Raw genomic sequence first — 23,501 nt, forward strand, 5'->3', positions numbered from 1 at the left:
ATTGTGATGTCTGTATCGGTGGCGAAATTATGAAGTCCGGCTCAAAGAGCGAAGGTGGAGAGCAATATCGGGGTGGTCGACGTGATCACACATTTAGCATCGCACCATGCAGGTTACGCGACCGTCGCGGTCATTGCCCGGCTCAACTGGTAGTAGTCCAAGATGATCCCGTGCGTGCTATCCCGAGCACGAGGGGCCGAAAAGCACCGGTTTGCCCCCCGAGCCGGTGGATTCCGGTGTGTCTCCAACTTCGGATATGTCAATTCATCGCGCAAACTGTCGCGAAGGGCCAGAAGCAGGCCGCGGCTTCGACGTCGGGCCGCGCGCCCGTTAAGGCATTTCGCGCGGCGGTGCGGAAGCCGTGCCCTTGTAGATTTCGGCGGCTCTCTGGTCCTGTTCTGCGGCTCGCATTTCCCGCGCAGTCTTCAATGCTCGCCGAAGGAAAGGATCTTCAGTCTCCTTGGATAGTGTTATGAGCTTGTTGCAGTTGTGGCAGTTAATTTGAAGACCATCCCGAACTCGGCTGGCCTTCTCCCGGAATACACGCGTACAGGCCGGGCACCTTATTTTTACCTTCTCCTCTACGGCCATGGCAGAACCTTTCAATGAAAGGTTTATTGTCGTGCTCGGCCGTTACGGAAGCACTAACTCCCGACGAGAATGCTCGCGAGCGGCGCGGCCTTGTGAGGACGGGCTGGCCTTCGGCAACGCGCAGGGTTACCGGCCTCTTACTCCGATATGGGTCACAACCCCCGCACCGCAGCAAGGACGTTCTATTGGATTACCCCGGCGGCGCGAGCCAGCAGCTCAGGAGCTGGTGCAATGCCAAGCGCTTTCGCAGTTTTGAGATTGATGACCAGCTCGTATTTCGTCGGCGCCTGCACCGGAAGGTCACCCGGTCTTTCACCTTTGAGGACACGATCGACATACCCGGCTGAGCGTCGGACTATGTCGGCAGTATTCGGTCCATAGGAGATCAGTGCCCCTTCCGCGGCGAACTGCCGGAAGCCGTATATCGCGGGAAGTCGCCGTTGTTCCGTCAACGCAATGACCGCCCGACGATGATTGTTGACGAATGCGTCCGGCGCCACGATCAGAGCGCCGCCAGGCTCGCGTGCGAGCGCCGTGATGGCTGCCTCGACCTCCGCCTCGTCGCGCACAGGAGATGCGGAGAGCTCGAGCGCGAGCGAGGTGCGGGCCGCTTCGAGTTCGCGCAGGAATGCCGGATAAAAAGGCGTCGTGTCGGGATTGAAGATGAGCGCTACATGTCTGACCCCGGGAGCAATTTCCTTGATCATCTCCATCCATTTCCCGATCAATAGGAAATCGATGAAGGTGAAGCCGGTGATGTTGCCGCCCGGCCGCGACAGGCTGGCCACGAAACCCTGTCCGACCGGATCGTTGACGAGGTTGAATACGATCGGAATGGTGCTGGTCGCCTCTTTCAATGCTGCGGTGATTGGCGTCCCGCTTCCGACGATGAGGTCCGGCTCCGAATGCACCAACTCCGTCGCGTAGGCTCGGATTCGGCCCAGATCTCCACCGGTATATCGATGCTCGGTTCGAATATTTCGATTCTCGATCCATCCGAGCGCCTCGAGCCCCTGCTGAAACGCAATGACGCGGGTCTGCACTTCGTTATCGTTCTCGAAGTATGGATGGAGGAATGCAACACGACGCATGCCCGTCGCCTGCTGCGTGCACGAAGCCAACGGCCAGCCAGCGGCCGCGCCTACTGAAAGTGCAAGGAACTTGCGCCGTCTCATTCGTAGCCCTTCAGGCCGAGCGACACGATCTAGCATATGCTTCAAGTTCCAAGTGTAATGTGCATCACAGCAAATATTCGCACTGATGTCGCAGACGGGTCATTCTCGACGGTTTCTGCCTGGCGGCCCTGGAGTCGGAAGAAGCCGTCCGACGTCGGGCAGCTCGGCGAAAGCAGGCGATCATCGCGCGTCATTGGCGCAGAAATTCAGCCTCGTGCCTTCATCCCCGCTTGACGCGCGTTGCGCTTTCCTAGCCCTCCGGTAGACTTCCGGCTTGCAATCAAGCGCAACAGTCGGCGATGCAATATCTGCGAATCGTAGGGCGGAGGCAGCGGCCCATTCTCGCAGAGCGACCCTGCCACATCGGCTGCGCGTTTGGGCGTACCGGTCAGGATCAGCGTAAGGTCGGGCGCGTTGTTTCGTATCCACTTCGCGATACCGAAGCCATCACCGGCCAGCTCTACATTGCTCACAACGACTTCGGGAGTGAAGGTATCATCCTCGAGGAGCAAAATCGCTTCATCCGCCGATTTGGCTTCCAGTACGCGATAGCCACATCCACGCAGGAACTCGGCGAGTGGCATGCGCATCAGCACGTCGTCTTCGGCGAGCAGGATGGTCCGCGCCTTTGTATCCGGTCGTACGTCCATTCGGGCTAACCGGCGCCGCGCTGGAGTGTTCCTAGCCGTTCAGCAGCGACTTGACCCCTGTGATCACACGGCCGACATCCCATGGCTTGGCGAAGAATTCATCGCAGAGAGCATGTTCCGGAGGTCGTTCCGAAGACGTAAGGACGATCTTGAGATGAGGATGCGTGGTTCTAACGGCTTTCGCCAAACCAACGCCGTCCATCGAACCCGGCATCCGGACGTCGCTCAGCAAAAGCGCCACGACTATCCCCGATCGCAGGACTTCCAGGGCCTCGTCCGCATCGCCGCACTCGATGACGACCAACTCCGCGCCCCGCAGGACATCCGCGATCATTGAGCGGACCAGGACATCGTCGTCCACCACAAGCACCGGGCGATTCATAGAGTTGTCTGCGACTGGTTCCAGCATCCCGCCTGCGTTCACGTCTCACCTGCCTCACTGGGTTCGCATGAGCTAAATCGATCCGACGACGAAGGTTCCGAGGCGCATCGGCAACTCCCTCGTGCAATAACCATAGAATGGTCGAGTCGCTTTTAACTGGGTTAAGGGCAGCGTCTGCCACGCCGTGGATCAACCGCAGGGCGGCCTCTGTCGATGTCATGATTTGTTGTGATCTCTGCTTTTGGCCAACCACTCCAGCAACTCCAGCGCCGTATCGATTTGCTCAAGTTGACGCTCGACATCCTGGCGTGAAACTTCCGACAAACCACTCTCGAGCTGCCTGAGCAGCAGTTGCCTTCGAGCAAGAAGGTTTGTCACGGCTGACATGATCGGCAACCAGAGCCGACTTCCGACGTTCCTCCGCTGGCGTGACGGCACCCTGTCGGTGAGGCCAACCAAACCGGCGGTGACGAAGTCCAAGTTGCCGGCGGCTCCGAAATCGGCCCCTGAGCGGACGCGTTCGGTCACAGACAACCGTCAGCTAATGTTCGGAATCGTCGAAGACCTCGACCAGGCGAAAGCGCTCGCACATCAGCATCATGTCCTCGCTGAACCGTCCGAGCCGGCCGAAATAGCTGCGATGGGCATCACCCCAATAGGCCAGACTTCGATCGCCTTCCCCTTCATCGTAGGCAAAGGCGGCGTCGACTTCATGGAAACGCCGATACGTGACCTCGGTGGTCTCGATGACACAGCGCGGCTCACCACGTCCGTCGAGCACGATCCAGCGCTCACCGGGCGTCGAGGTGTTCGGCTCGTCTTCTGTGCTGCAGGTTGCTGTCTTGATGCCCTTGATGACCAGGTCGAGCAATTCATCGGCGAGCGCGGGACTATCGCCGAAGGCGAACCTCCGGAGGTGCCGATACCGTTCTGGGATCGTCTTGCTCATGGTCTACTGGCTTATCGCTCACGGTAAAGGCGCCACCAGAGTCTGTAAGCGCCCTGCCCTAGAGCGCGATGAGATGAGGATGAATCGTCATCGCGCTTTGGTTGTTGTTTGCGCATGATATTTCCGGAAAACCGCTTCACACTTTTCCGGATCGTGCATTAACACCCCAGCCGATCGGCGATCCCGCCAAAATCCTTCGCGACGATGTCCCAATTGCCGGTGGCTTCGAAATCGATCTTCTGATGCGGGCCATATTCGGTCGGGCGCGCGACGAAAGCGGTCTTCAAGCCGTGGCTCTGTGCGGCCTTCAGGTCGTAATTGTGGGCGGCGACCATCATCACCTCCCCAGGCTTCAAGCCGAGGAGCCGCGCGGCGCCGAGATAGGTCTCGGGATCGGGCTTGTAGTGCTCGAACAGCTCGGCCGACATGACGAGGTCCCAAGGCAGGCCCGCGAACTTCGCCATGTTGGTGAGCAGCGCGACGTTGCCGTTGGAGAGCGGCGAGATCACGAATTTGGTCTTCAGCCGCGTGAGGCCGGCGACGCTGTCGGGCCAGGGATGCAGACGATGCCAACCCTTGGTGAGGTAATCGAGATCGGCTTCCGTGAGCCCCTGGATCGCTAACTGAGCGACCAGCTTCTCCAGCGAGCGGCGATGCAAATCGTCGAGGATGACGTAGCCGCGCTCGGGGTGCTTGCGCACCTCGTCCATCGCGCCGACATACAGGCCGCGCCAGCCGTCGACCAGCGCGGTCCAGTCGGCGGTGATGCCGCGGCCCTTGCCCCACCACATGAAGTCGGTAATCAGGCTTGTGCGCCAATCGACGACGGTGCCGAATACGTCGAAGACGAGCGCTTTGACGGCGGAGAGATCGGACATGTGCGCTTCCTCTGATTGTTCTTGTTGTCATTCCGGGGCGCGACGAAGTCGCGAACCCGGAATCCAGAAGTTGTGGCGCAAGATTCCGGGTTCTCCGGGCCGCGCTATGCGCGGTCCCGTCGCCCCGGAATGACGCCTCGCGTCAGCCCAGGTAGAACTTCTCCAGCTGCCGGTGCTCGGCCTTGATGTAGCGCACGGTGCCGGTGACCGAGCGCATCACGACGGTCTCGGTCTCGATCACACCGTCCTTGCGGAATTTGACGCCCGAAAGCAGCGAACCGGTGGTAACGCCGGTAGCGGCGAACAGGCAATCGCCGCGCGCCATGTCCTCGATGCCGTAGATCATCTTGGGATCGTTGACGCCCATCTTGGCGGCGCGCTCGCGCTTCTCGTCGGAGTCGAGGATCAGGCGGCACTGCATCTGCCCGCCGATGCAGCGCAGCGCCACGGCGGCCAGCACGCCTTCCGGCGCGCCGCCGGTGCCGAGATACATGTCGACGCCGGTGTTGTCGGGATCGGCGCAGTGGATCACGCCGGCAACGTCGCCGTCGGTGATGAGGCGCACGGCAGCGCCCGTCGAGCGCACGCCCTGGATGATGTCGGCATGGCGCGGACGATCGAGCACGAGGACGGTGATGCCTTCCGGCTTGACGCCCTTGGCCTTGGCGAGACGACGGACGTTATCGGCCGGCGAGGCATCGAGTTCGACCACGCCCTTGTCGTAGCCGGGCCCGATCGCGAGCTTCTGCATGTAGACGTCGGGCGCGTGCAAGAGCGTGCCGCCATCGGCCATCGCCATGGTGGCAATCGAACCCGGCATGTTCTTGGCGCACAGTGTGGTGCCCTCGAGCGGGTCGACCGCGATATCGACCTGGGGGCCGGCCTTCATCCCGACTTGCTCGCCGATATAGAGCATCGGCGCCTCGTCACGCTCGCCCTCGCCGATCACGATGGTGCCCTCGATCGGCAGCTTGTTGAGCTCGCGCCGCATGGCGTCGACCGCGGCCTGGTCGGCCTGCTTTTCGTTGCCGTGCCCGCGCAACCGCGCCGACGATACCGCCGCCCGCTCCGTCACCCGCACGATCTCCAGCGTGAGAATGCGCTCGAGCAAGGCGTGCGGGGGGACTTCAATATGGGTCGACATTGGCTCACTCCTTCAGAACGGTTCTCAGCGGATGTCCGCCGCGTCAATTCGCAACATCACGGTTCGGTTCGAACCGTGTCAGTTCTTCTCGATCCGGATCACCTGCGGACGTCCGCTAATCACCTTGTCGTGCTGAACGGCGGCAAGCGCGCGGCGGACGGCGTCCTCGTGGGTCGCATAGGTGATCAGGATGACGGGCACGGGGACGGCCTTGCCTCCGGTCTGCGCAGGGCCGCCATTGGGGTGACGCTGCACGATGGATTCGATCGAAATCTTCTGCTCGGCGAGCCTCGTGGCGATCGCGGCCGCAGTGCCCGGAAAATCGCGCGCCAAGAGGCGGATGTAGTAGCCGCCCTCGTGCCGCTCCATCGGCGCCTTGCTGGTATCCTGCAGTTGCGCGACCGGGCGGCCGAACGGGTTGGCGCGGATCCCGCGTGCCACATCGGCGATATCGGCCACGACCGCAGAGGCCGTCGCAGCCCCGCCCGCGCCGGGGCCGACCAGCGTGATCGGCGGAATGCCTTCGCCATCGATCGTGACCGCATTGGTGACGCCCATCACCTGTGCGATCGAGGACGACTTTGGAACCATGGTCGGATGCACGCGCTGCTCGATGCCCTTGGCAGTGCGCACGGCAACGCCGAGCAGCTTGACGCGGTAGCCGAGATCGGCGGCCGCGCGAAGATCTTCGGGAGCGATCGAGGAGATGCCTTCGACATACACCGCGCTTTGAGCAACTTTCGTGCCGAAGGCGAGGCTCGCCAGGATAGCGAGCTTCTGCGCGGTGTCGTGGCCGTCGACGTCGAAGGACGGATTGGCCTCGGCATAGCCGAGCCGCTGTGCATCCTTCAGACATTCGGCGAACGACAGGCCTTCCTGCTCCATCCGTGTCAGGATGTAATTGCAGGTGCCGTTGAGGATCCCGTAGACGCGGTTGATGCCGGTTCCGGCAAGACCTTCACGTAACGTTTTGATGACGGGGATCGCGGCGCCGACGGCTGCCTCGAAATTCAGCGCACCGCCGTGCTTTTCGGCGGCTTTCGCCAGCTTGATGCCGTGCTTGGCGAGCAGCGCCTTGTTGGCGGTGACGACGGACTTGCCGGCGTTCAGCGCGGCCTCGACCGCAGCACGGGCCGGATCGCCCGAGCCGCCCATCAGTTCGACGAAGCAGTCGATGCCGGAATGGGTGGCGAGGGCGATCGGGTCCTTGACCCATTCGACGTCGCGCAGATCGAGATCGCGCTTCTTCGCCTTTGAGCGTGCAGTAACGGCGACGACGCGAATGCCGCGGCCGCTGCGGCCCGCGAGCACGCGGGCCTGGGTTTCAATCAAGCGGACAACTTCGGCGCCCACAGTGCCGAGCCCCGCGATACCCACATTCAGGGGTGCGACCATAATGCTTCGAAAACCTGCCGGAAGGAACTAACGCCGATTGGCGAGCGGAACGACGTTGTGCAACGTTTCGATGCCGCTTTCAAGGAAGCGGCGCACGCCGCGCGCGGCCTGCCTGATCCGTTGCTCGTTTTCCACCATGGCGATGCGGACATATCCTTCACCATGCTCGCCGAAGCCGACGCCTGGCGACACCACCACGCCGGACTTCTCGACCATCAGGGTCGCGAACTCCATGCTGCCGACGCTACGGAAGGCTTCCGGCAGCGGCGCCCACGCGAACATCGACGCGTCCGGCGGCGGGATCTCCCAGCCAGCGCGGCCGAACGACTCCACCAGCGCGTCGCGGCGCTTGCGATAGGTGTCGCGCATCTCCTTGATGCAATCGTCCGGGCCGTTCAGCGCCGCGGTCGCGGCGACCTGGACCGGCGTGAACGCACCATAATCGAGATAGGACTTCACGCGGGCGAGAGCTGCGATGACGCGCTCATTGCCGACCGCAAAGCCCATGCGCCAGCCGGCCATCGAATAGGTCTTCGACATCGAGGTGAACTCGACGGTGACATCCATCGCGCCGGGTACCTCGAGCACAGAGGGCGGCGGATTGCTCTCGTCGAAATAGACCTCGGCATAAGCGAGATCGGACAGGATCAGGATCTCATGCTTCTTCGCGAAGGCGACGAGGTCCTTGTAGAAGTCGAGGCTCGCGACGTAGGCCGTCGGGTTCGAGGGATAGCAGACGACGAGCGCGAGTGGCTTCGGGATCGAATGCACGATCGCCCGCTCGACCGCTTCGAAGAACTGCGGCGTCGGCTCCGACGGCACCGAGCGGATGACGCCGCCCGCCATCAAAAAGCCGAAGGCGTGAATCGGATAGCTCGGATTGGGACAGAGGATGACGTCGCCCGGCGCGGTGATCGCCTGCGCTACGTTGGCGAAGCCCTCCTTCGAGCCGAGCGTCGCGACGACTTGCGTGTCTGGATTGAGCTTCACACCGAAGCGACGGGCGTAGTAGCCTGCCTGTGCCTTGCGCAGGCCGGGGATGCCGCGCGAGGCCGAGTAGCGGTCGGTGCGCGGCTTGCCGAGTGTCTCCTTGAGCTTCTCCAGCACGTGCGGCGGGGCCGGCAGGTCAGGATTGCCCATGCCGAGGTCGATGATGTCGGCGCCGGCGTTCCGCGCGGCCGCCTTGGCCCGGTTGACCTGCTCGAACACGTAAGGCGGCAGACGGCGGATACGGTAAAATTCTTCCATGGGTTCCAGGCTCCGAGCAACCGGCCAGGGCAGAATCGGGCGGCCTCGACACGACAATCGAGAGGATGCCGGACCTCGCCTGAAAATCGCTCCAAATCAAATGCTTAGAGCAAGATCCCTAAGGCAGGGACTGAACTCCCTCACCCTGACTTTCGGCTGAATGAGGTCTTTTAGCACGGAGAGACGGGCGCGCCAGCGATTACGTTGGCGCGAGGTTACCCAGCTCAGGTTTAGCCGGCTCGGAATTACTTCCCGTTTGCATCCTTGGCCGCCGCCGTCACCTGCCGGTCGCGCGCAGCGGCCAGTTCGGCTTCGATCTTGGCGCGCTGATCCGGCGGGATCACCGCCTCGTCGCGCGCCGGCGGCAGATCATGCACGGGCAGATAGCCGCCCGCTTCTTTCGGATGCGGCTGCGTGTCAGCCGGTGTCAAATCAGCGATCTGGCTTGAGCAGCCGCCGAGCGTGAATGCAATGATGAGCAGCGCACACGGCGCAAGCCGTCTCGTTTGTCGGTCCCACAACGCCAACACTTGGGAATCCCCTACTCGTCCCAACAGCACGGCCGATGGAGCTTACCCCAACAGCCTGCCTCAGCTCAAACCATTGCTGCCCTCAATGGTATTGAGCCGACCACATCCAAGGCCCCTGGCGCCGTGATGAACCCTGATTGTGACAGAACCAAGAACTATGTCGCAGTGCAGCACATGTTCGCGCGTGATTAACCCCAGATGGTGCGAGCTTCGCGGTGACGAACGCGCAATGAATCGTTACTGTTCTCGTCATGAGTACCGTCACGACCGAGACGCCCAAATCCGGGACGAACACCTCCGACAAGACGTTCGATGCGGAGGCCTTCGCGATGAACGTCGCGCGGGCCATGGAAAGCGGAGGCAAAGCGCTCGCCGCCTACCTGAAGCCGCGCGAAACTGGTGAGGTCCAGGACCGGCCACCGCCCGAACTGACCGAGATGGTCAAGACCTTCACCGCGGTCGCCGAATACTGGCTGTCGGACAATACTCGCTCCTCGGAGCTCCAGACGCGGCTCGCCAAGGACTATCTCGACCTCTGGGGCTCGGCGGCCCGCCGCATGGCCGGCGAGGACACGCTGCCCGCTATCGCGCCCGCGCCGCGCGACAAGCGCTTCGCCGACCCGGAATGGAAATCGAACCAGTTCTTCGATTTCGTGATGCAGCTCTATCTGCTCACCACCAAGCACGCGCATGAGCTGGTGAACGACGCGCAAGGGCTCGATCCTCACACCCGCCGCAAGGCGGAGTTTTACATGCAGCAGGTAACCAACGCGCTATCGCCGTCGAATTTCGTGCTGACCAATCCGGAGGTGCTGCGCCAGACGGTCGCAAGCTCCGGCGACAATCTGGCGAAGGGCCTGCAGATGCTGGCCGAGGACATCGCAGCCGGCAAGGGCATGCTGAAGATCCGCCAGTCCAATCCGGACAATCTCGAGCTCGGCGTCAACATGGCGACGACGCCCGGCAAGGTGATCTACCAGAACGAGATGATGCAGCTCATCCAGTATGAGCCGACCACCGAGAAGGTGCTGCGCACGCCGCTCCTGATCGTGCCGCCCTGGATCAACAAATTCTACATTCTCGATCTCAAGCCCGAAAAATCCTACGTCAAATGGTGCGTCGATCAGGGCATCACGGTGTTCGTGATCTCCTGGGTCAATCCGGACAAGCGGCTCGGCGACAAGAGCTGGGAAGATTACATGAAGGAAGGCCCGCTCACGGCGATGGACGTGATCGAGCGGGCGACCGGCGAGATGAAGGTGCACACCGCCGGCTATTGCGTCGGCGGCACGATGCTCGCGACCACGCTGGCCTGGCTTGCCGAGAAGCGCCGCCAGCGCGTCGCTTCGGCGACGTTCTTCGCTGCGCAGGTCGACTTCACCCATGCCGGCGATCTGCTCGTTTTCGTCGACGAGGACCAGATCGCGGCGCTCGAGCACGACATGAAGACCGCCGGCGTGCTCGAAGGCTCCAAGATGGCGATGGCCTTCAACATGCTGCGTTCCAACGACCTGATCTGGTCCTATGTCGTCAGCAACTATCTGAAGGGCCAGCAGCCGAGCGCGTTCGACCTCTTGCACTGGAACTCGGACGCAACCCGCATGACGGCGGCGAATCATTCCTATTACTTGCGCAATTGTTACCTGGAGAACCGGCTGTCGACGGGCAGCATGGTGCTCGACAACACGCTGCTCGACCTCTCCAAGGTCAAGGTGCCCGTCTACAACCTCGCCACCCGCGAGGACCACATCGCGCCGGCCGAATCCGTGCTCTACGGCTCGCAGTTCTTCGGCGGTCCGGTGAAATATGTGCTGTCGGGCTCGGGCCACATCGCCGGCGTCGTTAACCCGCCTGCTTCGAACAAGTACCAGTACTGGACCAACGACAACATCAAGGACGTCAACGTCGCGCAGTGGATGAAGGGCGCAGAGGAGCACAAGGGCTCGTGGTGGCCGGACTGGCGCGAATGGCTGGGCGGGCTCGACCCCGAGGAGGTCCCGGCGCGCGCCGTCGGCAGCGCGGCGGTGCCGCCGATCGAGGACGCACCCGGCAGTTACGTCCGCGTTCGCGCATAGCGGAATCTCTCGCGCTTTTGTATAAGCTCCGTCTTCAGCACGGTGAATAAAGTGGGGATCGGACTATGACGCGCGAATTGTTCTGGCTGACCTTGACGGTGATCCTGACCGGCATCCTCTGGATCCCCTACATCATCAACCGCTGCCAGGTCCGCGGCCTCTCCGGCACCATGGCCAACCCGTCGCGCGGGGACAAGCCCCACGCCGAATGGGCGAACCGGCTGATGTTCGCGCATGACAATGCGGTCGAGAACCTCGTGATCTTCGCGCCGCTGGTGCTGATCCTCAATGCGATGGACTATTCGAGCAAATGGACCGTGCTGGCCTGCGCCGTCTATTTCTGGGCCCGCGTCGCGCATCTGATCGTCTATTCGCTGGGATTGCCGGTGTTCCGCACCCTCGCCTTCACCGTCGGCTTCCTCGCGCAGGCCGTGCTGGCGCTGGCGATCTTCCAGGTGCTCTAAGCCACGCTAACCGCCGTCATGCCCGGGCTTGTCCCGGGCATCCACGTCCATCCTCAATCACAGCGGCGCGTGGATGGCCGGGACAAGCCCGGCCATGACGAGTTGGGAAGCGCTGTGCTTACTCCTCCGGCAGGCCCAGCATCAGCCGCATGTTCTGGACGGCGGCACCCGAGGCGCCCTTGCCGAGATTGTCGAGCCGGGCGACCAGCACTGCCTGGTGGTACTTGTCGCTGGCGAAGACGTAGAGCTCGAGCATGTTGGTCTCGTTGAGCGCCTCCGGCTCGAGCTTGCCGCTCTTCGCCGCCTCGTTCTGAAGCGGCATCGCAGAGACGTATTTCGAGCCGGCGTAACGCTTGGCAAGTGCAGCTTGCAGATCGGCGCCACTGGGCTTGCCCGGCAGTGTGTCGAGCTGGAGCGGCACCGAGACCAGCATGCCCTGCCGGTAGTTGCTGACCGATGGGATGAAGATCGGCCGCCGCGTCAGGTTCGAATAGAGCTGCATCTCCGGCAGATGCTTGTGCTCGAAGCCGAGGCCGTAGAGCTCGAAGGATGACGCGCTGCCGTCCTCGAAGCTCGCGATCATCGACTTGCCGCCGCCGGAATAGCCGCTCACCGCATTGACGGTGACGGGATAGTCCTGCGGTACGAGGCCAGCATCGACAATGGGCCGCAGCAACGCGATCGCGCCGGTCGGATAGCAGCCGGGATTGGAGACCTTTTTCGCCGCTTTGATCTTGCCGGCCTGATCGGGCGTGAGCTCGGGAAAGCCGTAGGCCCAGTCGGGCGCGACGCGGTACGCGGTCGAGGCGTCCAGCACCTTCGGCGCCGCGGCGCCCATGCTGTCGACCAGTGCGACCGTCTCCTTGGCGGCGTCATCGGGCAGGCAGAGGATGACGAGATCGACCTCCTCCATCAGCGCCTTCTTGGCCGCCGGATCCTTGCGCTTGTCGTCGGCGATCGTCTTCACCGCGACGTCGCCCTGCAGCTTGAGCCGCTCGTTGATGCCGAGGCCGGTCGTGCCGGAGCCGCCGTCGACGAAGACGACCGGCTTTTTGTTTGCAGCGGCGACGTCAGGGGCTTGTTTGGTCTCAGCGAGGCTCATGTGGCGCTCCTTTCGAGCTTGTTCGTGTCATCTGCAAAGGCTTGATCAGTGAAGGCCTGCGGCCGTGTCTGCCGCATCAACTGTGAAATCGCTTTCGCGTCGGCATCGCCATCGCCGAGCGCATTTGCAATCGCGGCAAAGTCGGCCTCGGATTTGTGCTGGTTGAGCTTGAAGCTGCCTTCGACCTCTTCAACCGTCATCACCAGGCCTACGATCGCCTTCTTCATCGTCTCGAACCGTCCCGCCGTCATCTTCACGGAGGTCCAGGGCTTCTTCGGCAGCAGCCAATCCTCGAACTTGGCGCTGAGCGTGTCGATCTGAACGCTGAGCTCCGCGTCCGACAAGACCCGCACCGGCCCGGTCAGATGCACCGACTGGTAGAGCCAGGTCGGCACCTGGTCCGGCGAGACGTACCAGTCCGGCGATACATAGGCATCCGGACCATTGACCGCGAGCAGCCACGACATGGACCCGTCCGCAAGCTTTACCAGCGGATTGTGACGGGCAACATGAAAGGCGGCGAGCGGCGTGCCGTCGGCGGCGTAGCTCACATAGAACGGCAGTTGTGACGCGATCGGCCTGGTGCCGTCCCACGCGCAGAAGGTGCCGAAGCCGCGCGCGTCCGCAAGCTTGAGGCTCGCGGCGCGGTCCTGCTTGAAAAAGGGCGGTGTGTACATCTTGGTCTCCTGCTGGGGCTCCTTGTAGGGCCGCCGGATCAGATCACGCTGACAGGAGGGAGGATGCCGCGGATCGGGTCCAGCGGCAAAGACGATGATCTCAAACGCGATCGACCGCCCAAACCGCTAAGGTGCGGCGGCGACGTGCGAACAGAATGGTCGCGGCGTTGATCATGGCGCGCGGCTATAAGGCCATGTGGTTCCGGCGTCAAGGTTTGACACTGTCACACCAGCCGCCAGATCCACTCCATGATCTTGGCCATCACATCACCGAACAACAGCAGCGCCGCCGCCCAGACCAACGCCGAGACGAAATTGGCGGCCTGAAAGCTCCAATACGGCATTTCGAAAATGCCGGCGGCGAGCGGCACGGAGGCGCGCAAGGGGCCGAAGAAGCGGCCGATGAAGATGCTCGGCACGCCCCAGCTCCGCACGAACGCTTCACCGCGCGGCAGGATTTCCGGATAGCGCGACAACGGCCACATCTGCGCAACCTGCTCCTTGTAGCGGAAGCCGAACCAGTAGGAGACCCAGTCGCCGAGGGCTGCGCCGATCGCGCCCGCAATCCAGACCGGATAGAAGCTGATGCCGCTCACCCCGATCAGAGCGCCGATCGCAACCAGCGCGCCCCATGCCGGGATCAGAAGCGAGATAAAGGCGAGCGATTCACCGAATGCCAGAAGGAACACGATCGGTGCTGCCCAGACCTGGTGAACACGCACGAAGTCGGCCAGTGCGTGCGCATATTGCTCCATTCCAAAATGCCTTCCCCGCCCCACCGCGCGTCCTGGATCGTGAAAAGGACTGGTAAGCCAACGCGTTGCATGACATCAAGTCACAAAGACCGGCTCAGTATAGGCCCCGATGTCAAATTGCCGGGAACAAAGGGTCGCCGCGGCGTAAAATCGCCGGGATTGGCTCGCAACGACACCTGCGACCAGTCCGACGGTCACTTTTTCAGGCCAGCCGTGGCATAGTCGGCCAAACCGATTCGCCGCCTCAGCGGCCCTCAAAACGCATCAAGATATATGTCCAAGCAATTGAAAACCAAAGCAAAAGACGACCTGTTCGGCGGCGACGAGCCAAAGCCCCGCGCACCCGCCAAAGCGGCATCGCGTGCGAGCGGCGGCGAAGCCGACTACACGGCAGCCGACATCGAGGTGCTGGAAGGTCTGGAACCGGTCCGGCGCCGTCCCGGCATGTATATCGGCGGCACCGACGAGAAGGCGCTGCATCACCTCTTCGCCGAGGTCATCGACAACTCGATGGACGAGGCGCTTGCCGGCCACGCGACCTTCATCGAGGTCGACCTGAGCGCGGACGGTTTTCTCACTGTCACCGACAACGGCCGCGGCATCCCGATCGACCCGCATCCGAAGTTTCCGAAGAAGTCGGCGCTCGAAGTCATCATGTGCACGCTGCATTCGGGCGGCAAGTTCGACTCCAAGGTCTACGAGACCTCGGGCGGTCTGCACGGCGTCGGCATCTCCGTCGTCAACGCCCTCTCCTCGCGCCTCGAGGTCGAGGTCGCGCGCAGCCAAAAGCTGTATCGCATGACGTTCGAGCGTGGCCATCCGAAGGGCAAGCTCGAGGATCTCGGCAAGGTCAACAACCGGCGCGGCACGCGCGTGCGTTTCAAGCCCGACACCGACATCTTCGGTGCCAAGGCCGTGTTCAAGCCGCAGCGCCTGTTCAAGATGACGCGCTCGAAGGCCTATCTGTTCGGCGGCGTCGAGATTCGCTGGAATTGCGCGCCCGAGCTCTTGAAGGGCGTCGAGGACGTGCCGGCGGAAGCGACGTTCCACTTCCCCGGCGGGTTGAAGGATTATCTCGCCGCCGCGATCCACGCTGACACTTTGGTGCATCCCGACATCTTCTCCGGCAAGTCGGGGCGCAACGGCGCGCACGGTGCCTGCGAATGGGCTGTGGCGTGGACCGCGGACGCCGACGGCTTCCTGTCCTCCTACACCAACACCGTGCCGACGCCCGATGGCGGCACGCACGAATCCGGCTTGCGCAGCGCGCTGCTGCGCGGCCTGAAGGATCACGCCGAGCGCGTCGGCCAGGGCAAGCGCGCGGCCTCCGTCACCTCGGAAGACGTGATGGTGGGCGCGGCCGTGATGCTCTCGGTGTTCGTGCGCGAGCCGGAATTCCAGGGCCAGACCAAGGATCGTCTCGCCACCGCCGAAGCGCAGCGCATCGTCGAGCAGGCGATGAAGGATCCGTTCGACCACTGGCTCTCCGGCAATCCGAACCAGGCCAACAGGCTGCTCGACTTCGTGATCGATCGCGCCGAGGAGCGACTGCGCCGCCGCCAGGAAAAGGAAACCGCGCGCAAAACCGCCGGCAAGAAACTTCGCCTGCCCGGCAAGCTCGCCGACTGCACCGACGCGGGAACGGAAGGCTCCGAGCTCTTCATCGTCGAAGGCGATTCGGCCGGCGGCAGCGCCAAGCAGGCGCGCGATCGCAAGACCCAGGCCGTGCTGCCGCTGCGTGGCAAGATCCTCAACGTCGCCTCTGCCGGCAAGGACAAGCTGACGGCAAACGCCCAGCTTGCCGATCTCGTGCAGGCGATCGGCTCAGGTACGCTCGCGCAATATCGCGAAGAGGACCTCCGCTATCAGCGCATCATCATCATGACCGACGCCGACGTCGACGGCGCCCATATCGCCTCGCTGCTGATCACCTTCTTCTACCGGCAGATGCCGCGACTGATCGACGAGGGCCACCTCTTCCTGGCGGTGCCGCCGCTCTACAAGCTGACGCACGGTTCCAAATCGGTGTATGCCCGTGACGACGCCCACAAGGAAGTGCTGCTCAAGAGCGAGTTCAACGCCAACGCCAAGGTCGAGGTGAACCGCTTCAAAGGCCTCGGCGAGATGATGCCCGCGCAGCTCAAGGAAACCACCATGGATCCGGCCAAGCGGACGCTGCTCAAGGTGGTCCTGCTTGCCGACGATCGCGACACCACAGCCGATTCGGTTGAGCGACTCATGGGCACCAAGGCCGAGGCACGGTTTGCCTTCATCTCGGACAAGGCCGAATTCGCCAGCGAGGACCTGCTGGACGTCTAGCCAGCTGCTAGCTCGAGGCTGAATCTAGGAGAAGAGCCCCGGCGTTGTCCGGGGCTTTTCGCGTTATGCACCCACCCCGGGGAAGCGTAGGCTTGGTCAGGACTATTCCTCGAGTTGCGCCCCCGCAGGTCCTCTTGCGGACGACCGCAACACCGCCACCGATTCGGTCTAATGGGCACCAAGGCGAGGCCCGCTTCGCGTTCATTTCGGACAAGGCCGAGTTCGCAAGTTAGGACCTTCCGACGCCCAGAGCATGATCTCCGACGCCACGAGCACGGCGCGATATGCCTAGTCGCGTGCAATCCGGAATTCTTGTTAACGCATTATTATAAAAGAAGAATTCAGCAAGCTACACGCCACAATCTGCTCCGTTATTCAGTAGAAGTACTGATCGTTTTTCGGACATTGTGTCTGCGCAGCAACAGCTTTTCGGCTGGAAACGACTATAGTTGCGGCATCGGATGGATTTTGTGGTTCGCGCCGCCAAGCCTTGGGGATTTTTACAATGAAGAAGTTTTTGCTGACTCTGACCGCGACAGCGGCGCTCACGGGACAGGCATTTGCTGCTGATATGGCCGTCAAGGCTCCTCCGCCTCCGCCTCCTGCTCCAGTTGCCAACTGGACCGGCTGCTACATCGCCGGCAGTGTTGGTTACGGCCTCTACGACAACGAAACGAATAACCGCTTCAGGGACCCGGTCACCGGTACGGACTTTGTTGCTGGCGCGAACGTGAACGTGGCCGGGAAGGGCTGGCTGGCCGGTGGTGGCGGCGGCTGCGACTATCAGTTCGGGCTCGGCGGGGGAGGCGGGTTCTTCGGCACGGGTCAGTTCGTGATCGGCTTCTTGGCTGATTATTATTGGTCCGAGATGAGGGGTGATCGCCCCAGTATCGTTAACCCCTTCTTTTCCGCGCAGGAGAAGGTGGACGGTCAGTGGGCTGTAGGCGGCCGCATCGGCTGGCTCGTGAATCCGAACACCCTCACCTACTTCTCCGGCGGCTACACTGAAGCCCATCTGACTGGCACTGGTAACTTCTTCACCCCAATCAACAACACCTTCCTTGGTACCGCGATTCCGGGCCGCACGCTCCAGGGTTGGTTCCTTGGTGGCGGTGTCGAGTATCAGAGCGGTTGGATTCCGAACCTCACCTGGAAGACCGAGTATCGCGTCTCCGAGTATAACCGGACCGATCGCTTCGAAAATGTTCTCGCGACTGGCGCGTCCACCAATTTCTTCAGCAGTGACAGGCTCATTACTCAGACCGTCATGACCTCGCTGGTCTATCGCTTCAACTGGGGCGGCCAGGTCATTCCTAGGTACTGATCTGAAATTCGATATCGACTTCAAAAGCCCCGGCATCGCCCGGGGCTTTTTCGTTTTTGGGGCGATCGCTCCGCCCCTGGCGCCCTCATGGCGACGCTCCAGTCCGTGGCTCGTCGTGATGAGACAGGATATCTGTCGCAACTGTGCCTGCCCGGCAACAGCATTTTGGATGGAACCGGCTATAAGCAACATATCAGTTGAATCGTTTCCGGTGCGCTCGCGTCGGGCAGCTAGGGGTGGAATTCGAAATGAAGAAGTTTGTGCTGGCCTTCACGGCGGTCGCGGCGATGACGGGCGCAGCCTCGGCTGCTGATTTGGCCGCGCGGCCCTACACCAAGGCTCCGGTGGCTGTGGCTCCCGCTGTCAACTGGACCGGCTGCTACCTCGGTGCCGGCGGCGGCGGCGCGATGACCAACAACGATTACAATGAGTACATCACTGGCACGAACGTAGCGTTTGACAACAATGTCACGGGCGGCGCGCGTGGCTGGTTCGGCACGGTTCAGGGCGGTTGTGACTATCAGTTCGCCGGGACGAACTGGCTTGTCGGCGCCTTCGCTGATTATGACTTCATGGACGTGCATGGCGACCACCAGTTCGTTTCCGCCGGCTTGACTGGCCAGCAGAAGCAGGATCAGCAGTGGGCCGTGGGTGCCCGTGTTGGCTACCTCGTTCTGCCGCAGTTGTTGACCTATGTCTCGGGCGGCTACACGCAGGCTCACTGGAAGGGCACCACCTACAATTCGTTCTTCACTGGCCTTCCGGCCGCCACATCGTCCGGCTTCACCAAGGGTGGCTGGTTCATTGGTACGGGTGACGAATACGCTCTGACGAGCTTCCTGCCCGGCCTGTTCTGGAAGACCGAATATCGCTATTCGGAATTCGATCGCGCCAATGTCGATCTCGTCGATACTACTGGCGCTTCGCTTGGTTTCAGCCAGACGCAGAAGCTCCGCGAGCACAGCGTGCGCAGCGAGCTGGTCTACCGCTTCAACTGGGGTGGCCCGGTCGTCGCGAAGTACTGATCTGATCTCAATCTGAGACGTTAAAGCCCCGGCATCGTCCGGGGCTTTTTCGTTGTGGGGCACTTCTCTACTGACCAAGAGCCGGCGCGCATCGATCGCGAGTCGCCAGTGCCTGGGGCATAGTGAAATTAAGTCGTGTCCGTGAACTCGGAGCGCTCCCTCTCCCGCTTGCTTGTGGGAGATGTCGAGCGAGCTCGTAACCCAATCGATTCAACCTGACGCATCGTACTTTGGGTACGGCGAGACGTGCGGTTTTGCGCGCCGTAGTGTCGTTAAAAGCCTGATGTTATTGGCGTTAGCGGTACTGAACAGTGCTCTATCGGTAACACATGTCGCGCAATGACCCCATCAGTTCGCTCCAGACCAATCGAATTTCGCCTGAGAACAAGACGGTAAGACGCACGGAAATTACTTCTAATCCTGCGCCGAACACGCCGGCCGCACCTTTGGGACGAGACGCCGCTCGTGAAGGGCTTGGAGATTGGAATGAAGAAATACCTGATTGCACTCGCGGCCGTGGCCGCAATGACCGGCTTAGCTTCGGCCGCCGACCTCGGCGCAAGGCCCTACACCAAGGCTCCGGTTGCCGTGTCTCCGGTCGCCAACTGGACCGGCCTATGGATCTCCGGCGGTTTTGGTTATGGCTTGGCCCAGTATCAGCACTCGGAAAACGATACTGCCGCGCCCTTTGCTCTCATCAGCACGGGTCAAGACGCAGGTCCCAAGGGGTGGCTTGGGAAAGTCGGCCTTGGGTACGACTATCAATTCGCTGGCCCGATGGGGAACTGGGTGATCGGCGCGTTTGCGGATACGGATTGGTCCAACATCAGCGGCCAATACAACGTCAACACCAGCTCTCTACCGATTGCTCTTCTTGATGCTTCGAACCTTACCGGCTCGTTCAAGAACGATTGGTCATGGGCTGTTGGCGCTCGCATAGGTTACGTCGCGCTTCCGGGTCTTTTGACGTACTTCAACGGTGGCTACACCCAGGCGCATTTCGCTACGACGAACTATGCTGATACGACCTCCTCGCTCACGCCGGCGGGGACGGGAATTTCGTTGGGAAGCCAGACCCGGGGTGGATATTTCCTCGGTGGCGGCACGGAATATGCCGTGAGCCAGCTTCCGGGCCTGTTCTGGAAGAACGAAGTTCGTTTCTCGTCCTTTGGCAACAAGACCAACAATGCGGTCTGTACAGTTGCAACGGGTTGCGGCCTCGGACCGGTCTTTACCCAGACGAGCCGCGTCTATGAACAGAAGGCCACGACCGAGCTGGTCTACCGCTTCAACTGGGCTGGCCCGGCCGTCGCCAAGTACTGATCCGATCTCGATCTGAGACGTCAAAGCCCCGGCATCGTCTGGGGCTTTTTCGTTGAGGAGCCGCTGCGCGCTGCCCTTCGACGACTGATGGGCCTGCCGCAGCCAGGCCTCAATGACAGCCCGGTCGGCGTTGGTCATCGCCTGCCCGCGCGCACCACGATAGGCCACTGCATCCGACCGATACCGCCCTCCGCGATGGACCTCCCAGCCTGCTCGGCCATTGTATCCGAACCGGGGCAACGGCTAGTCTTCGCAGGTTTCCGCGCGCTGCGGACCGGCACGAGACGTCGCGCCGATCGAAGCCGCAACAGACCAGAACCATTGGGAGAGCGCATGCGCAGATTTCTGCTGACCGCAGGCCTGTTTGCGACCGCCATGGGCCTGATCTGGATCGGACAGGGCACGGGCACGTTTCCCTGGCCGCGATCGAGCTTCATGGTCAACCAGCTGCAATGGGCCGGCTATGGCACGGCCTTGGCCGGCTTCGGGCTGGTCCTGATCTGGGAAAGCAGCCAGTAAAAAAACCAAACAAGAAAAGGACATCACAGCATGACATCCAACCGGTTTGATCTACGCGGCAAGGTCGCGATCGTCACGGGCGGCAATGGCGGCATCGGGCTCGGCATGGCCCGCGGGCTTGCCGATGCCGGCGCCGACATCGCCGTCGTCGGCCGCAACGAGGCGAAGTCGACAGCGGCGATCGAGGATCTCCGCCAGCGCGGCATAAAGGCGATCGCGGTTGCAACCGATGTCACCGACAAGGCCGCGGTCGAGGCAATGGTCGCACGTGTCGCAAAAGAACTCGGCCGCATCGACATCCTCATCAACAATGCCGGCATGAGCATCCGCAAGCCGCCGCACGAGCTCGAGCTCGAGGAATGGAGCAAGGTGATCGATACCAACCTCACCAGCGCCTTCGTGTGCTCGAAGGCGGCCTATCCCGCGCTGAAGGCATCGGGCCGAGGCAAGGTGATCAATATTGGCTCGATGATGTCGATCTTCGGCGCGAGCTTTGCGCCGGCCTATGCGGCGAGCAAGGGCGGCATCGTGCAGTTCACGCGCGCCTGCGCCAACGCCTGGGCGGCGGACAACATCCAGGTCAACGCGATCCTGCCGGGCTGGATCGACACCGACCTCACGCGCGGCGCGCGACAGCAGGTCACCGGACTCCACGATCGCGTGCTCGCGCGCACGCCCGCGGGCCGCTGGGGCCACATCGACGACTTCGCCGGCATCGCGGTGTTCCTGGCATCACCTGCTTCCGACTTCGTCACGGGCACCGCGATTCCCGTCGATGGCGGTTTCTCGGTGATGGGGTGAGAGGCAAGGCGGTGCGCTCAAGAAAAAAGCCCCAGCCAAGGCTGGGGCTTTTTGTCGACTTTGTTATTTCGGTCGGGCGCTCAGTACTTGGCGACGACCGGCGTAGCGCTGAATGCGTAGTTAATACCGACTCGGACAATGTTGCCGGTGAACCTTTCGCTCACCGTCATGAACGTCGTTGGGAAGCGCCCGGCGCTATCGCCATATTGTTGAGATAGCCGCCCGAGATCATAGTAAAGATATTCCAGCTTCGCCGACCAGGGTCCGAGAAACTTCCACTCGCCGCCCACGCCAGCCGTCCATCCGGCTCGCCAAGCGCTCGTCGTCGCTCCGCCGCAAAATCCCGCACAGGCCGCGCCACCGCCGACAGGAAATGTTGTGACGGTGGTCGTCAAGCTCGGATCCCCGTAAGCCAAGCCACCCGTTGCGTACAGTAAGACAGTCGGCGACACTGCAAAGCCGACCCGCCCACGAACTGTTCCCAAGAAATCCAGTTTTTCCTGCGCGGTCGTGGTCGTCGGAAAGAAAGCCGGAGAAAGATCCGTCGCGAAGCTCACGGTCCGGTTGAGAGAGGTCCCTTGCCAGTCCGCCTCGATACCCCAAACAAAATTGCCCGACTGCTGATTGTAGCCAACCTGCACACCACCGATGAAGCCGGACTGCGACGTTGAAAGCACTCCGGGGAGCTGCCCGCGCGCGATGGCAGCCAGCGTGGCAACCGCGTCTCCACCAAAGAAAGCGCGATCGTCGGTCCAGATTCCGCCGGCGTTTCCACCGATGTAAAAACCGCACCAACCGCACGTCGGTACGGGCGGCGGAACTGCCTTGACCGCCATATCGGCTGCCGATGCGCTGCTGCTCGCCCCAAGCACGAGCACCAACATGCTCGCGAAAGCCCAAGACCTTTTCATTCCGAATCCCCTCGAAAGAAATAGCTGGAAATAAATCGAAGCAATTTGGTGAGATTTATTTACCAATCGTCACACGGAGTCAGCGATCCGAAATTACTGTTCCATCGCCGCTTCTGTGCGGTATTCGGGTAAAAGTGACATTTTGACCACGCGTAGGTCAGCAAGCTTGACGTTTGATCGGCAAGATATTGCTGCACCACAAAAAGCCCGACCAGGGCCGGGCTCTGAAGCTTTCAGGACAGGGCGGGTACCGGCCGTCCGCTTCACTTGCGTCGATACCGGTGCAGCCTCCGGTTGAGCTCCGATCGGTCAACAGTTCGCCCCTAACTGTTGCGCCAAAAGCAAAAAAGCCCAGGCCGATGCCAGGGCTCTTCGCTTCGTTGCAGGGACTGAGTCTCAGTACCGCGCGATGACGGGGGCGTCGAACTTGTAGCTCGCGCGCACCACCGCCCACTGAAGGTCACGCGGCTTGGCGTCGAAGGTGTAGTTGCCCGAGATGCCGCCAAGCTGATAGGTCTGGCTGACGAAGGCCGCGTAGTTGTATTCGAGGCCGACGATCCAGTTGCGCGTGATGCCGTATTCCCAACCAGCGCCGACGGTCCAGCCATTGGCCCAATGGGTCTGGCCGCCCGAACCCGTGGCAACTCCGACCGTGTCGGTGACCGAGAGACGATTGTTCACGCCGGCGTAGCCACCCTTGATGTAGAAGAGGTTGTTCTGCACGGCGTAGCCGGCGCGGCCGACGACCGTCGCGAGAACATTCGCGCGCCAGGTGAAGACGTCGTCGGCCGCACCGAATGCGGTGTTCACGACGGTGCCCTTGTTGTCGAGCCCGGAGATCGTGCCTTCGGCGCCGAAGACCCAATTGCTGGCCTGCCAGTTATAGCCGATCTGGGCGCCGCCCATGATGCCCGAGCCGCGCTGACGATAGCCCTCGCCCGGAATCAGATCGCCGAAAGGCGCGCCAGTGCCGTTGTTGGTGAACTGCTCGTTGGTCCAGGCGCCGCCGATGTGGCCGCCGACATAGAAACCCGTCCAGTTGAACAGCGGCTCGATATAGGCCGGCGCCTTCATGTAGGGCCGCGCGGCGAGATCGGCAGCGGAAACGCTACCGGCTGCGACGAGCGCGCTGGTGCAGGTGAAGGCGGCAATCAACTTGGAACGCATGTACAACCCCTTGTCCTTGGATGGGGCGCACGCTCACAGACAGTTCTTACTAAAATTGGAATCAACGACGTTAAGCGGCAGGATTGGCTTTCGCGCG

At 62.0% G+C, this 23,501-nt stretch carries 23 protein-coding genes; 8 read left to right on the forward strand and 15 right to left on the reverse strand.

What is annotated here, in order from left to right:
- Window positions 1-773: 773 nt before the first annotated feature.
- The 10 genes from SO156_RS01520 to SO156_RS01565 form a co-directional block, all read right to left on the reverse strand.
- Complete coding sequence (locus tag SO156_RS01520; RefSeq protein WP_498533599.1) at window positions 774-1,802, reverse strand: ABC transporter substrate-binding protein; 1,029 nt, start codon at window positions 1,800-1,802, stop codon at window positions 774-776.
- A gap of 170 nt (window positions 1,803-1,972) precedes the next feature.
- Entirely contained in the window at window positions 1,973-2,416 is a 444-nt protein-coding gene (locus SO156_RS01525) for a response regulator (protein WP_498533600.1), read from the reverse strand.
- Between the two features lie 31 nt (window positions 2,417-2,447).
- Complete coding sequence (locus SO156_RS01530; protein WP_498533601.1) at window positions 2,448-2,798, reverse strand: response regulator; 351 nt, start codon at window positions 2,796-2,798, stop codon at window positions 2,448-2,450.
- Between the two features lie 216 nt (window positions 2,799-3,014).
- Window positions 3,015-3,278 carry a hypothetical protein gene (locus SO156_RS01535; RefSeq protein WP_498533602.1) on the reverse strand — a complete coding sequence of 88 codons (264 nt, stop codon included), beginning with the start codon at window positions 3,276-3,278 and terminating at the stop codon, window positions 3,015-3,017.
- 61 nt (window positions 3,279-3,339) lie between these two features.
- Window positions 3,340-3,747 (reverse strand): ASCH domain-containing protein, encoded by a 408-nt coding sequence (locus tag SO156_RS01540; RefSeq protein WP_498533603.1) that lies wholly within the window; start codon window positions 3,745-3,747, stop codon window positions 3,340-3,342.
- Between the two features lie 158 nt (window positions 3,748-3,905).
- A complete protein-coding gene (locus tag SO156_RS01545) occupies window positions 3,906-4,625 on the reverse strand; it encodes a haloacid dehalogenase type II (RefSeq protein WP_458149573.1) in 720 nt (239 codons plus the stop codon).
- 142 nt (window positions 4,626-4,767) lie between these two features.
- The gene (gene glpX, locus SO156_RS01550; RefSeq protein ID WP_458149572.1) at window positions 4,768-5,769 is read right to left on the reverse strand and encodes a class II fructose-bisphosphatase; all 1,002 of its coding nucleotides are present in this window, start codon (window positions 5,767-5,769) and stop codon (window positions 4,768-4,770) included.
- A 78-nt stretch (window positions 5,770-5,847) separates the two neighbouring features.
- Window positions 5,848-7,164, reverse strand: a complete 1,317-nt coding sequence (locus SO156_RS01555; RefSeq protein ID WP_458149571.1) for a homoserine dehydrogenase — start codon at window positions 7,162-7,164, stop codon at window positions 5,848-5,850.
- Between the two features lie 27 nt (window positions 7,165-7,191).
- Window positions 7,192-8,412, reverse strand: a complete 1,221-nt coding sequence (locus tag SO156_RS01560; protein WP_458149570.1) for an LL-diaminopimelate aminotransferase — start codon at window positions 8,410-8,412, stop codon at window positions 7,192-7,194.
- Window positions 8,413-8,657: 245 nt separating this feature from the next.
- Window positions 8,658-8,942, reverse strand: a complete 285-nt coding sequence (locus SO156_RS01565) for a hypothetical protein (protein WP_458149569.1) — start codon at window positions 8,940-8,942, stop codon at window positions 8,658-8,660.
- 251 nt (window positions 8,943-9,193) lie between these two features.
- Here SO156_RS01565 and SO156_RS01570 point away from each other — a divergent pair, with 251 nt between their 5' ends.
- Window positions 9,194-11,017 (forward strand): PHA/PHB synthase family protein, encoded by a 1,824-nt coding sequence (locus tag SO156_RS01570; protein ID WP_498533604.1) that lies wholly within the window; start codon window positions 9,194-9,196, stop codon window positions 11,015-11,017.
- A gap of 65 nt (window positions 11,018-11,082) precedes the next feature.
- On the forward strand, window positions 11,083-11,481 hold the full coding sequence (locus SO156_RS01575) for an MAPEG family protein (protein ID WP_458149567.1): 399 nt from the start codon (window positions 11,083-11,085) through the stop codon (window positions 11,479-11,481).
- Window positions 11,482-11,599: 118 nt separating this feature from the next.
- Here the strand turns inward: SO156_RS01575 and argC are convergent, their stop codons facing one another.
- From argC to SO156_RS01590, 3 genes are all read right to left on the reverse strand, one after another.
- Complete coding sequence (gene argC, locus SO156_RS01580; protein ID WP_458149566.1) at window positions 11,600-12,583, reverse strand: N-acetyl-gamma-glutamyl-phosphate reductase; 984 nt, start codon at window positions 12,581-12,583, stop codon at window positions 11,600-11,602.
- Complete coding sequence (locus SO156_RS01585) at window positions 12,580-13,260, reverse strand: FMN-binding negative transcriptional regulator (protein WP_458149565.1); 681 nt, start codon at window positions 13,258-13,260, stop codon at window positions 12,580-12,582. Before SO156_RS01585 ends, argC begins: the two co-directional genes overlap by 4 nt.
- 224 nt (window positions 13,261-13,484) lie before the next feature.
- Entirely contained in the window at window positions 13,485-14,015 is a 531-nt protein-coding gene (locus SO156_RS01590) for a DedA family protein (protein WP_458149564.1), read from the reverse strand.
- A 273-nt stretch (window positions 14,016-14,288) separates the two neighbouring features.
- Between SO156_RS01590 and parE the strand changes: the two genes are divergently transcribed.
- The 6 genes from parE (at window position 14,289) to SO156_RS01620 (ending at window position 21,326) form a co-directional block, all read left to right on the forward strand.
- Window positions 14,289-16,334, forward strand: a complete 2,046-nt coding sequence (gene parE / locus SO156_RS01595) for a DNA topoisomerase IV subunit B (protein WP_498533605.1) — start codon at window positions 14,289-14,291, stop codon at window positions 16,332-16,334.
- A 505-nt stretch (window positions 16,335-16,839) separates the two neighbouring features.
- Window positions 16,840-17,658, forward strand: coding sequence for an outer membrane protein (locus SO156_RS01600; protein ID WP_498533606.1), 819 nt, complete (start codon window positions 16,840-16,842; stop codon window positions 17,656-17,658).
- A 248-nt stretch (window positions 17,659-17,906) separates the two neighbouring features.
- Window positions 17,907-18,683 (forward strand): outer membrane protein, encoded by a 777-nt coding sequence (locus tag SO156_RS01605; RefSeq protein WP_498533607.1) that lies wholly within the window; start codon window positions 17,907-17,909, stop codon window positions 18,681-18,683.
- Window positions 18,684-19,169: 486 nt separating this feature from the next.
- On the forward strand, window positions 19,170-20,006 hold the full coding sequence (locus tag SO156_RS01610; RefSeq protein WP_498533608.1) for an outer membrane protein: 837 nt from the start codon (window positions 19,170-19,172) through the stop codon (window positions 20,004-20,006).
- Between the two features lie 333 nt (window positions 20,007-20,339).
- Window positions 20,340-20,525: a hypothetical protein gene (locus tag SO156_RS01615; protein ID WP_498533609.1), complete on the forward strand. Its 186-nt coding sequence runs from the start codon at window positions 20,340-20,342 to the stop codon at window positions 20,523-20,525.
- A 30-nt stretch (window positions 20,526-20,555) separates the two neighbouring features.
- Window positions 20,556-21,326: an SDR family NAD(P)-dependent oxidoreductase gene (locus SO156_RS01620; protein ID WP_498533610.1), complete on the forward strand. Its 771-nt coding sequence runs from the start codon at window positions 20,556-20,558 to the stop codon at window positions 21,324-21,326.
- Window positions 21,327-21,406: 80 nt separating this feature from the next.
- On the opposite strand, the gene SO156_RS01625 is transcribed toward SO156_RS01620, so the two are convergent.
- Together SO156_RS01625 and SO156_RS01630 are read right to left on the reverse strand one after the other, a co-directional pair.
- Window positions 21,407-22,210, reverse strand: a complete 804-nt coding sequence (locus tag SO156_RS01625) for an outer membrane protein (RefSeq protein WP_498533611.1) — start codon at window positions 22,208-22,210, stop codon at window positions 21,407-21,409.
- A gap of 423 nt (window positions 22,211-22,633) precedes the next feature.
- On the reverse strand, window positions 22,634-23,404 hold the full coding sequence (locus SO156_RS01630; protein ID WP_498533612.1) for an outer membrane protein: 771 nt from the start codon (window positions 23,402-23,404) through the stop codon (window positions 22,634-22,636).
- Window positions 23,405-23,501: the final 97 nt, after the last annotated feature.

It is taken from the genome of Bradyrhizobium sp. UFLA05-125 (assembly GCF_059803515.1).